This window comes from Winogradskyella wichelsiae (assembly GCF_013403925.1).
GTDB lineage: Bacteria > Bacteroidota > Bacteroidia > Flavobacteriales > Flavobacteriaceae > Winogradskyella > Winogradskyella wichelsiae.
Genome location: NZ_JABFDJ010000001.1, coordinates 749,588 through 762,915, shown reverse-complemented (window position 1 = coordinate 762,915; position 13,328 = coordinate 749,588). Strand labels below are relative to the sequence as shown.

Here is a 13,328-nt window from a genome sequence, read left to right as displayed (position 1 = left end):
TATAAAATTTTTACTCCATGTACAATATGAAGAATTTTTACTTGCTTCTGATGACTCTTTTTATAGGGTTAAATAGCTATGCTCAGGCAATTTATAAAACTATTGATTCTTATAAGCTTGAAGGGGAACGCGAATTAAAAATTCAATTACCTAGAAATTATAATCCAGATGAAAAGCGATCATATCCCTTAATTATTGTTTTAGATGGAGATTATTTATTTGAGCCCGTTGCGGGTAATATCGATTATCAGTCGTATTGGGAAGATATTCCAGATTGTATCGTTGTTGGTATAAACCAAGCAACGACTAGAACGGATGATTTTTATTATGATGATGAAACCAATTTTCCTTCACATAACGGTGCTGCATTTTATGAATTTATGGCAGCAGAATTATTGCCTTTTCTTGAAAGTAATTATAATACTTCTAACTTTAGAATCATCGTAGGTCATGATTTAAGTGCTAATTTTATTAATTATTATTTATTTAAAGATGAGCCTATATTTAGAGCTTATGTAGCATTAAGCCCAGATTTTGCACCAGAAATGGTCGGGAGATTAACGCAGCGTCTTGCTATTTTACAACAAGAGACCTTTTATTATATGGCAACAGCAGACGCAGATATAAAATCGATGCGAGCATCAATAATAGAAAACAACAATGCTATATCAGCAATAGAGAATAAAAATTTAATTTATGAGTTCGATGACTTCGAAGATGCTAATCATTATTCATTAGTTGGAAGAGGGATTCCAAAAGCATTAAATCAAATTTTCACGCCATTTAAACCTATTAATGCTAAAGAATATAAAGAGAAAGTACTGACTTTTAACGGCAGTCCTTTTGAGTACTTGGTTAAAAAATATGAAGCGATTGAACATTTCTATGGTTTTGAAAAAACTATAATCGAAAATGATATCAGAGCTATTGCTGCTGCAAGTAATAAGCGAGATGATTTAGAATCTTTAAAAGAACTTTCTAAGTTAATTAATAAAACATATTCAAAATCTATGTTAAGTGCTTATTACTCTGGGATGTGTAATGAAAAAGAAGGAAATCTTAAAAGAGCATTACAACATTATAAATCTGGTTTATTATTAGAGCCTTCTCAAACTATAGACAAAGATATTATGCTCGATAAAATGTATGAAATTCAAGATAAAATGAAATAGATTTGTATTTCATCGAAAAAATAATACAACTTAGCGATTATTAATGAATAATTAAGTATGTTTGAATTCCCAAATTTAAACATTACTTATCATGAGAAAAACTATTCTTATAGTTCTTGCTTGTTTTATCTATGCAGTTTCGTTTGCACAAGTTACTTATCAGCAAATAGCTTCTTCAGAGTTAAATACTAAACGTAAGTTAAAAATTAAGCTTCCAAAAAACTACGATCCCAAAGCAGATATAAAGTACCCTGTTATTATAGTATTTGACGGAGATTATTTATTTGAACCTGTAGCTGGTCAAGTAGATTTTCAAACTTATTTTGATAATATGCCTGGCTCCATTATTGTTGGTGTTATGCAAGGGGAAAATCGTTTCTATGATGCTTATTATGATCCTGCAACAGGTTTACCAACAGAATCTGGACTGAGATTTCATGATTTTGTTTCCGATGAATTGTTACCATATATCGATAATAAATACAATACTAGTAAGTTTAGGGTTGCAGTTGGTCATGATACTATGGGTAATTTTATTAATTCTTATTTATTTAAAGAAGACTTAGCGTTTCAGGCTTACGTGTGTATTAGTCCTGATTTTTCAGGCTCAATAAATAACTTTATATCTAAGCGTCTATCACTTTTTAAAAGCGATATCTTTTATTACATGGCAACTGCAGAGAAGGATATTCCTCAAATAAGAGAAAGTATTCTTTCTACTAACGACCAAATCTCAGTCGTAGATAATCAGCATTTAACTTATTATTTCGATGATTTTTCAAATGAAACTCATTATACTTTAGTAACAAGTGCATTGGCTCGATCTTTTGAAAAGATTTTCGATATCTATAATCCGCTTAGAGAAAAAGAATTAGAAGAAAAAGTTTTGCCATATGAAGGAACCCTAGATCGTTATTTAACTGACAGATACGACCGAATTGAGGAGCTATTTGGAATTAAAAAGGTTATTAGTACTGAAGAAATAGAGAAAGTAGCTCAGATTGCAGAACAACGTGAAGATTTAAAATCGCTTGCAAAATTAGGAGATTTAGCGAGTAAGCTTCACCCAGAATCCTTGTTAGGTACATATTATTTAGCACAATCTGCAGAGCGATTAGGTAAAACTAAAAAAGCAAAGAAGCTTTATGAATCTGCGCTTACATTAAATGATGTAAGTCATATCAACAGAGAGTATATTTTTGAAAAAATTGATGAGCTTACTGTAGTTGATTTAGACGAAGAAATTGATGAAGACAAAGTCGATGAAGAATAGAACTATTGAAAATTTTCAGATTATTTATTAAGGTCCTTATTTGATAAATTACAAGTATACCTTTTCTCTAATTGGCATATTCAACTCTCAACACTAAAAGTTTTCACTGTTTTTAGCTGGCTTAAAGCCAGCAACTAAAATTGTTTTAATTTAGTCGTTTTAAATTTTAAAATAGATTTCCGCTAGTGCGGTAAATGTTATGGCTAAAGTAAAAACAACCTTTTTTTGTCAGAATTGTGGTAGTCAGTATTCTAAATGGCAAGGACAATGTACGTCTTGTAAAGAATGGAACACTATTGCAGAAGAAGTGATCCAAAAACCAGAGAAAAGTGACTGGAAACTTCCTACGGCAACTACAAAACGCACCATAAAACCTTTATTAATTAACGAAATCGATACCTCTCAAGAGGCGCGTTTAGATATGCGAGACGGAGAGTTTAATCGGGTTCTTGGTGGAGGAATGGTTCATGGTTCATTAACACTTTTGGGAGGAGAACCAGGTATCGGTAAAAGCACATTATTACTTCAAATCGCCTTAAAATTACAGTATAAAACGCTTTATGTTTCTGGAGAAGAAAGCCAAAAGCAAATAAAAATGCGTGCAGAACGTATTAATCCAAGTAGTAGTAATTGCTATATTCTTACCGAAACTAAAACACAAAATATATTTAAGCAGATTGAAGCTTTAGAGCCCGACATTGTTATTATCGATTCTATTCAAACATTGCATAGTGATTATATTGAATCTTCCGCTGGTAGTATTTCTCAAATTAAAGAGTGCACAACAGAACTTATAAAGTTTGCTAAAGAAACAGCGACACCCGTGTTGTTAATTGGGCATATAACGAAAGACGGAAATATTGCAGGTCCAAAAATATTAGAACACATGGTAGATACGGTGCTTCAATTTGAAGGCGACCGAAATCATGTCTTTAGAATTCTTCGCGCCAATAAAAATAGATTTGGTTCTACTAATGAGTTGGGTATTTACGAAATGCAAGGTTCTGGTTTGCGTGAGGTTTCTAATCCTTCAGAGATTTTAATTTCTCAAAAAGACGGTGAACTTTCAGGTAATGCAATTGCAGCAACGCTAGAAGGTATGCGTCCGTTAATGATTGAGGTTCAGGCCTTAGTTAGTACGGCAGTTTACGGTACTCCACAACGTTCTGCTACCGGTTTTAATGCGAAGCGTCTTAACATGTTATTGGCTGTTTTAGAAAAACGAGCAGGATTTCGATTGGGAGCCAAAGATGTCTTTTTAAATATCACTGGCGGAATTACAGTGGACGATCCTGCTATAGATTTAGCCGTGGTCGCTTCCATTCTATCTTCTAATGAAGATGTTGCTTTACCAAGAGAATATTGTTTTGCCGCCGAGGTCGGCTTGTCTGGCGAAATCCGCCCTGTACAACGTGTAGAACAACGTATTCTGGAAGCTGAGAAATTAGGGTTTTCTACCATTTTTGTATCTAAATACAATAAAATAGCTCTTAAAAATTCAGTAATTAAAATTCAATTGATCTCTAAGATTGAGGATTTGGTGGGGTTTTTGGTTTAGTTGCGCATCCCTTCTGATTTTGTGATACATAAGCGTTTTGTCGAATAAATAAGTGTTTAATCGTTTTTCTTCTAGATTTTATCCTATGTTTGTCTTATATAAATATTGATTTTTTGCCTAATCACCTTAAAATCAATGGTTAATGTGATTTGCTATGACGGTAAAAAATAATTTGAAATTACTTTTTATATTACTTTTTATATCTCTTAAGGGGTATGGGGTGTCTTTTGTACCTTCTAATAATATCGAAAATTATGATGACTGGATGTTTCATGTTTCTAAAGTAGAATTAGATGATATTCAAAATAAAAGGTCAATTGTTTTAGACACCTATAATTGTTATCTAGATACTTATGTGGTTGATGCTGTTGCAGGTGAAACCGTAAGCGGTCATATTACTGTAACGATGAATGGATGGCAAACCGAGTTATCTACTATTGCGGTATGGCTTAATTTTAATACAATTGATGATGATTTTGATGATGACGGTGAGCAATTCTTATTTACGTTTCAAGATAATCATAATGTTGGGGGTACTAAAACAGTACAAGTACCTATAACTATCCCTATACCTTCCTATGCTCAGAATGGACTTGCTAGGATGCGCGTTGGATTAATGAGTGGAGATGTCGGTAACGTTGCAGCTTGTGATTATAAGAATAAAGCAGGAGTAGTTGAAGGCTATCAGATTAATTCTTTGTTGAATAATGATATTAGTACAACAGATACGGATGGAGACGGAATAGAGGACAGTGCAGATTTAGATAATGATAATGATGGTATACTAGATGTCAATGAAGGTGCTGCATGCACTGAAATGACCCAAAGCTTGTCTTATGAGTTTTATAATCTAAATGTCTCACCAAGTGTCGATAATATTCCAACGACTGGAGCCACAGCCACAGGTAGTGTGTCTGAGATAGATGTAGATGCACTTTGGGCTGCAATTACACCTGGAGATAGTGATAATTTTGCTATTCGATATACTGGTTTTATTAACATTAATACAACAGAAACTTATACATTTTATACTAGCTCAGATGACGGTTCTAAATTGTTTATTGACGGAAACGAAGTTGTTGATAACGATGGTTTACATGGTGTAACCCTAAAATCAGGAACCGTAGCACTTACTCAGGGCATTTATCCAATCACGATACTGTTTTTTGAAAGATCTGGAGGTGAGTCTTTAAGTATGTCATATGAGAGCGCAACTATTTCTATAACAGATATTCCTTTTACCGTATTATCAGAAAATAATTGTAGAGACACAGATGATGATGGTATTCCAGATTATTTAGATTTAGATTCAGATAACGATGGTATTTATGATGTCGATGAATCTGGCAACGGAAATTTAGATACCAATAACGATGGGGTAATAGATAGTAACGACGCAGCATTTAATGATAGTAACAACAACGGAGTAGACGATGCTGCGGAAGCGACAATACCAATAGACACTTCTGGTGATGGTAATTTTGACTTTCAGAATACAGATAGTGATGGTGATGGTTGTAATGATGTTATAGAAGCAGGCCATGCAGATAGCAATGCAGACGGACAAGTAGATGGTACAGGTTTCAACACTAGTGGTTTAGTGATAGGTACTTCTACGGCATACACAGGTACAACTACAAATGTGACTACCGCGACAGAAGTTGCTGTAGATGATACAGCTTTAGTCGATCAGTTAATCGTAACAGGTACAGGGACAAGCTTTACCATAACAAGTGCAACAGCAACAAGCACAACGACGTTTACATCATCAGGTGTACCAGATTATTCAAGTAACACTACGGACGTAAGTACAGGCCTAAACTACCAATGGCAATTAAATGGTGTAAATCTAAACAATGGAGGTGTTTATACAGATGTCACATCTAATACTTTAAATATTTTAGATGTTACGGGGTTAGATGGTAATGTGTACAATTTAGTGGTAACACATGCCGCTAATTTGTGTGTGCAAATCGAAAATAGTGCCGTTCTTAATGTGGATTTGGATACGGATAGTGATGGTATAGGGGATACTACAGATTTAGATAGTGATAATGATGGTATACTAAATGTAAATGAAAGTGTTTTGTGTGGTAAAATTCCCGAAAGTCTGTCTTATGAGTTTTATAATATAAATGTTTCACCAAGTGTTGATAATATTCCAACCACAGGAGCTACAGCAACGGGGAGTGTGTCTGAAATTGATGTGGATGCACTTTGGGCATTAAATAGCCCTGGGGATAGTGATAATTTTGCTATTCGATATACTGGTTTTATTACAATTAATACAGATGAAATATATACGTTTTATACGACTTCTGATGATGGTTCTAAATTGTTTATTGATGGCAGTGAGATCGTTGATAATGATGGGCTACATTCTACACAAGAAAGATCGGGAACTATTGCGCTAACTCCGGGCACTTATCCAATTACTATATTATTTTTTGAGCGAAATGGACAAGAGTCTTTAAGTGTGTCTTATTCAAGTGCCACTATTTCTAAAAAATTAATTCCTTTTTCAGTCTTATCAGAAAACGTGAGTTGTATGGATACAGATAATGACGGTATACTAGATTATTTAGATATCGATTCAGATAATGATGGTATACCAGATAATGTTGAGGCTCAAACTACAGGTGGTTACATTCTTCCGAGTGGTAGTGGAGCAACAATGGTAGATCTAAATGGAGATGGTGTAGACGATAATTACGGCTCTGGCTTTATAAGCTTAATCGATACGGATGGTGATGATATCCCCGATTTTATAGATTCTGATAGTGACAATGATGGAATACCAGATATTCAAGAAAATGGGATGGCTAATACACAATCAGGAAATGATGCAGACGGAGATGGTTTAGACGATAACTTCGAAACAACTAATATTAATGATCCTCTTTTTGATGTTAATGAAGCTATTGAGAATCCATCAGACTTATCTATTTTACCAGATACAGATGGAGATTTATTATTTGGAGGAGATTTAGATTACAGAGATGATTTTGATGTTTATGTAACTGCTGCAACTATGGATTTTGATGGTGTTGATGACTATGTTGTAGGTCCAGAACTCTTGTCTAATTTTAATGCCAGTAATAATGATAATATTACTTTAATGGCATGGGTAAAAAGTGCCGTTGACGATAATAATACCTATTTCATTTTAGGGGAAGACAATGGTGTTGAAATATTTATTAGCGATTCAAGCCTTATTGTAAATATAGCCGCAGAATTTTCAGATGGATCCATTTCCAATTTATCTGTTGGAAATAATGATGTATTCCGTACAGGGATTTGGAGACATATCACGGTTAATCTAGATTTTAGTAGTGGTACTGTAAGTGTTTTCTATGACGGAAAATTAGGGACATCACAGTCTTTTAATTCTGGCTCTAGAACTCTAGTTGGATTGCAAAGTGCAACTACAGCAACTGAGGAAAAATTTATGCTTGGTAGAGAAAATGAATCAAGTACTCGTTATTTTGAGGGATCTATAGACGAAGTCAGAGTATTTAATGACAATTTAACTGAAAGTGAAATTCAAGAAATTGTATATCAGGAGATTGAAAACGACGGAGGAGATTTGAAAGGATCAATTACACCACATCATATTGGTAGCCTCCTATGGAATGATTTAGAGTTGTATTATACAATGTCTGGGATTACTTCAACACAACTTAGCGACGCATCTAATTATGGTAATGATGCTATTTTATATCATATTAACACAGTAGAGCCTCAAACAGCACCAATGCCTTTTACTACTGTACAAGATGGAAATTGGCATGATAAAACGACCTGGTTATATGGAAGCCTTTGGGCTATTCCGGGAGATGAAGTAGCGGATCATGTCTTGCAATCAGAAGAAACCTATACTTGGGGTATCTATCACATTAAAAATAATATTAATTTAACAACCTCTCAAAGTTTAAGTGATGAACCAAGAGGTTTAAAAGGTATTCACGCTTTAGCGCTGTTAGTAGATGAGAAAACGGCAGCCGATGAGTCTATTGTTTTTACGGTAGGGAGCTCTGCGGAAGATTTACAACTCAATGTCACTAAGTATTTAGAGCTAAATGGAACTATTGATTTGCAACAAGACTCTCAGCTTTTACAAGGCATAGAGAGTGATTTAGTAACTTCAGCAACAGGTAAAATATTAAGACGCCAAGAAGGCAGTTCAAGTGCTTATTGGTATAACTATTGGGCCTCTCCAGTAGGGGTTTTAGGTCAGACTTCATTTATAAACAATAATGCAGTCAGCACCGACAATAGTAATAATTCAATTTTTAGACTAAATATGCTTAAAAAGCAGGATGGCACTAATTTTGAATTTACAACCGCCTATCAAGAAACAGGAAAAGTGAGTACGCGTTGGCTGTATACTTACAAAAATGGAGTTGTCTATGATGATTATGAGGCTATTGATCCAAACACGGCATTAGAACCAGGCGTTGGTTACACGCAAAAAGGGACAGGTATTTCTGATACAGCTCAGCAATATTTATTTCAAGGTAAACCCAATAATGGAACTATTTTAGTTGACGTTACAGATACCGGTGGTAATGGATCCGTTGCTGCGGTATCTAAAACAGACTATTTATTAGGGAATCCTTATGCTTCTGCGATAGATCTGCATGAGTTTATTGATGATAATGAAAGTGTTATAGACGGTACCATTCAACTTTGGCAACAATGGAGCGGAGCATCGCATTACTTAAACGCGTATAATGGAGGTTATGCACAAGTTAATAAAACAGGTTCTACACGCGCCTATCAATTTGTTGGTATAGAAGGCGCTACAAATGGAAGTCAAGATGGTACAAAAAGTCCATCTAGATATTTGCCCGTTGGGCAAGGGTTTATTACGGAAATTGAATCTAGTGGAACCATTGCTTTCAAAAACAGTCAACGTGTATTTGTCAAAGAATCTGATGCGGATGACTCTTATGATAATGGTTCTGTTTTCTTTAGAAGCACTGTAAGTTCCGAAAATGAAAGTGATTCTGAAACATCAGAAGAACGCCTGATGCAAAAAATACGTTTAGAATTTAATTCTGTTAACGGGCCAGCGACCAAGCGAGAATTGCTTTTAGGTTTTAGCGAACACACATCAGACGCTTATGATTATGGTTACGAGGCCATCAATGTTGAAACCTATGCAGATGATTTAAACCTTGTATTAGCGGATGAATTTGCTGTTATTCAGGCTTATGATCCAATTACTGCTAATAAAATAGTGCCTTTAACTTTAAGGTCCTCTGGAGACTATAGTTATACAATAGAAATTACTGAAACTGAAAATATACCCGAAGATCAAGAAATTTATATAAGAGATAATTTCACCAATATGTATTTTGATTTAAGAAGTACTCAGTCTTTTGAATTTGTATCATCAGATGGGGAATTTAATGATAGATTAGAAATTGTTTTTCAAGATGAAGAAGCTGCACTTTCTATTGCGGATAGAACAAAAACTAATCTTAAATTTTATAATATATCAGGTGGGAATAAAATAATTATTCATAATCCAGAAAATGAAAAAATTAATACTTTAGAGGTCTTTGGAGTTCTTGGAAATGCGATATATCAAACCAATGTTTCAAGCGGTACTTACTTAGCATACGAAGTTCATAACTTAAGTGCTGGTACTTATGTTATAAAGTTAAATATGGTTAATGGTGTTGTACATGCTAAGAAGATTATTGTAAAATAATCTTTAATAAATCATATGTTTATAGCTTTAAAAAAGAGGGGGTAAGGAATTTTTTTCTTACCCTTCTTTTTTTACAATTATTCTACAGATATTTTAAGTCTGAAAAGGATTTTTTTTTCATTCTATACATAGCCTATAAAACGTTTAACTATTTCCCTAAAATTCTGTAATTTCGCACCTCGAAAATAAAACAGAATAATGAGCACAAAGTTCCCTGAATACAAAGGACTTAACTTGCCAAACGTTGCAGATGAAATCGGTAACTATTGGGAAGCTAACGATATCTTCGATAAAAGTGTAACCACAAGAGAAGGAAAACCACCTTTTGTTTTTTTTGAAGGACCTCCTTCAGCAAACGGTTTGCCTGGTGTACACCACGTTTTAGCACGTGCGATTAAAGATATTTTTCCACGTTATAAAACCATGAAAGGTTTTCAAGTTAAACGTAAAGCAGGTTGGGATACACATGGTTTACCCGTAGAGCTTGGTGTAGAAAAGGAACTTGGTATTACCAAAGAAGACATTGGTAAAAAGATTACGGTTGAAGATTACAACGAAGCGTGTAAAAAAACCGTAATGCGTTATACGGATACTTGGAACGACCTTACCAAAAAAATGGGTTATTGGGTAGATATGGACGATCCGTACATTACCTACAAATCTAAATACATGGAAAGTGTATGGTGGTTGCTCAAACAGATTTACGAAAAAAACTTAATATATAAAGGGTATACCATTCAGCCGTATTCACCTAAGGCAGGGACAGGTTTAAGTTCACACGAATTGAATCAGCCAGGAACTTACCAAGATGTTACCGATACTACTATTGTTGCTCAGTTTAAAGCCAATGCAGAATCCTTGCCAGAATTTCTTCAGAATGAAGGTGATATTTTCTTTTTAGCATGGACAACAACACCGTGGACGCTTCCTAGTAACACCGCATTAACGGTTGGACCTAAAATAGACTATGTTTTAGTTGAAACTTACAATCAATACACATTTAAACCTATGAATGTGGTTTTGGCTAAGAACTTAGTCAACAAACAATTTGATGGTAAATTTAAACGCGTTGAAACTAAACCAGAATTAATAGACTATAAAGAAGGTGATAAAAAAATTCCTTTTTATGTGGTTAAAGAATTCGTTGGAAAAGATTTAGTAGGTATCACTTACGAGCAATTATTGCCATACGCATTACCAAACGATAATCCTGAAAATGCTTTTAGAATCATCTCTGGAGATTTCGTAACGGTTGAAGACGGTACAGGTATCGTACATACAGCACCAACATTTGGAGCCGATGATGCCTTGGTTGCCAAACAAGCCTCACCAGAAATTCCACCACTTTTAGTAAAAGATGATAATGGTAATTTAGTGCCATTAGTAGATTTACAAGGAAAGTTTAGACCAGAAATGGCTGAATATGCAGGTAAATATGTAAAGAACGAATATTATGATGATGGTGAAGCACCAGAACGTTCTGTAGATGTAGAGCTTGCTATTCAATTAAAAACAGAAAATAAGGCTTTTAAAGTCGAAAAATATAAGCACAGTTACCCAAATTGTTGGAGAACCGATAAACCAATTTTATACTATCCGTTAGATTCTTGGTTTATTAAAGTTACCGACGTTAAAGGGAGAATGCACGAGTTAAATACGTCTATTAACTGGAAGCCAAAATCAACTGGTGAAGGACGTTTTGGAAACTGGTTAGCAAACGCAAACGACTGGAATTTATCGCGATCTCGTTTTTGGGGAATTCCATTACCAATCTGGAGAACAGAAGACGGAAAAGAACAAATTTGTATTGGTTCTGTTGCAGAATTAAAATCTGAAATAGCAAAATCTGTAGAAGCAGGTGTAATGTCTGAAGATATATTTGCTGAATTTGAAGTCGGTAACATGTCAGAAGCGAATTACGAAACTATCGATCTGCATAAAAATGTAGTTGATAAAATTGTTTTAGTTTCAGCATCAGGTCAACCGATGAATCGTGAAAGTGATTTAATTGATGTTTGGTTCGATTCTGGTTCTATGCCTTATGCACAATGGCATTATCCTTTTGAAAATAAAAACTTAATTGATAATAAAGAAGCATTTCCGGCAGACTTTATTGCTGAAGGTGTAGATCAAACACGTGGATGGTTCTATACGCTTCATGCTATAGGAACTATGGTTTTCGATTCTGTAGCCTATAAAAACGTTGTGTCTAATGGATTGGTTTTAGATAAGAATGGCCAAAAGATGTCTAAGCGTTTAGGTAACGCCGTAGACCCTTTTGAAACCTTATCTAAATACGGGGCAGATGCCACACGTTGGTACATGATTAGTAATGCTAATCCTTGGGATAACTTAAAATTTGATAGCGAAGGTATTGCTGAGGTGAGTCGTAAGTTTTTCGGAACACTTTATAATACGTATTCATTCTTCACATTATATACCAATATTGATGGTTTTAATTATAGTGAAGCAGATCTTCCTTTAGAGGAACGTCCAGAAATTGACCGTTGGGTACTTTCAGAATTAAACACATTAATTCAACGTGTAGATCAATACTATGCAGAATATGAGCCAACAAAAGCAGCACGAGCAATTTCAGACTTTACACAAGATCATTTAAGTAACTGGTACGTGCGTTTAAGTAGAAGACGTTTTTGGAAAGGGGATTACCAAACTGATAAAATTTCGGCATACCAAACACTTTATACATGTATGGAAACCATCGCTAAGCTTGGAGCGCCAATTGCACCATTCTTTATGGATCGTTTGTATTTAGATTTAAATGCTGTGACTAAAAAAGAAACTTTTGAAAGTGTGCATTTAGCAGATTTCCCAGTGGCAGATACCAATGTTATTGATGCTGTTTTAGAGCGTAAAATGTATAGTGCTCAAACTATTTGTTCATTAGTATTATCATTAAGAGCTAAGGAAAAAATTAAGGTACGTCAGCCACTTCAAAAAATAATGATTCCTATTCAGAATCAACAACAAAAAGAAGAGATCGAAGCTGTTTCTGAGTTAATTAAACATGAAGTTAACATTAAAGAAATAGAACTTTTAGAAGATGCTTCTGATATCTTAGTGAAGCAGATAAAACCTAATTTTAAGACTTTAGGTCCTAAATTTGGTAAGGATATGAAGCTGATTGCTAATGTAGTAAGAGGTTTTAGTGCTGATGATATTAAGAATATTGAGCAAAATGGAACTATAGACGTTGAGATTAACGGAAAAAATATTACTTTGGGACTTGATGATGTGGAGATTACATCGCAAGACATTGAAGGATGGCTAGTAGCTAATGAAGGCGCTTTAACAGTGGCTTTAGACGTTACTATCAATGAAGATTTACGTGAAGAAGGAATTGCTAGGGAGTTAGTAAACCGTATTCAAAATATGCGAAAAGACTCAGGATTTGAGCTTACTGACAGAATTGACGTACAAATTCTGAAAGATGACCAAATCGTTAAGGCCATATCTTCAAATGAAGCGTATATTAAATCTGAAACATTAACAGAAGATTTACAAATTATGGACACTTTAAACAATGGTATAGAAATTGTATTTGATGACGTAAATACCAAATTGTTTATTAAAAAACATTAAGAC

The 13,328-nt window shown here is 34.4% G+C and carries 5 protein-coding genes; all 5 read left to right on the top strand.

Features of this window, described 5'->3' with window-relative positions; genetic code table 11:
• The first annotated feature begins 26 nt into the window (after positions 1-26).
• The 5 genes from HM985_RS03290 (at position 27) to ileS (ending at position 13,325) form a co-directional block, all read left to right on the top strand.
• Positions 27-1,172, top strand: coding sequence for an alpha/beta hydrolase (locus HM985_RS03290; RefSeq protein WP_179374858.1), 1,146 nt, complete (start codon positions 27-29; stop codon positions 1,170-1,172).
• A gap of 91 nt (positions 1,173-1,263) precedes the next feature.
• Positions 1,264-2,445 carry an alpha/beta hydrolase-fold protein gene (locus HM985_RS03285; RefSeq protein ID WP_179374857.1) on the top strand — a complete coding sequence of 394 codons (1,182 nt, stop codon included), beginning with the start codon at positions 1,264-1,266 and terminating at the stop codon, positions 2,443-2,445.
• Positions 2,446-2,644: 199 nt separating this feature from the next.
• Positions 2,645-4,003: a DNA repair protein RadA gene (gene radA, locus HM985_RS03280; RefSeq protein ID WP_179374856.1), complete on the top strand. Its 1,359-nt coding sequence runs from the start codon at positions 2,645-2,647 to the stop codon at positions 4,001-4,003.
• Positions 4,004-4,157: 154 nt separating this feature from the next.
• Positions 4,158-9,722, top strand: a complete 5,565-nt coding sequence (locus HM985_RS03275; RefSeq protein WP_179374855.1) for a PA14 domain-containing protein — start codon at positions 4,158-4,160, stop codon at positions 9,720-9,722.
• Between the two features lie 198 nt (positions 9,723-9,920).
• Positions 9,921-13,325: an isoleucine--tRNA ligase gene (gene ileS / locus HM985_RS03270; RefSeq protein ID WP_179374854.1), complete on the top strand. Its 3,405-nt coding sequence runs from the start codon at positions 9,921-9,923 to the stop codon at positions 13,323-13,325.
• Positions 13,326-13,328: the final 3 nt, after the last annotated feature.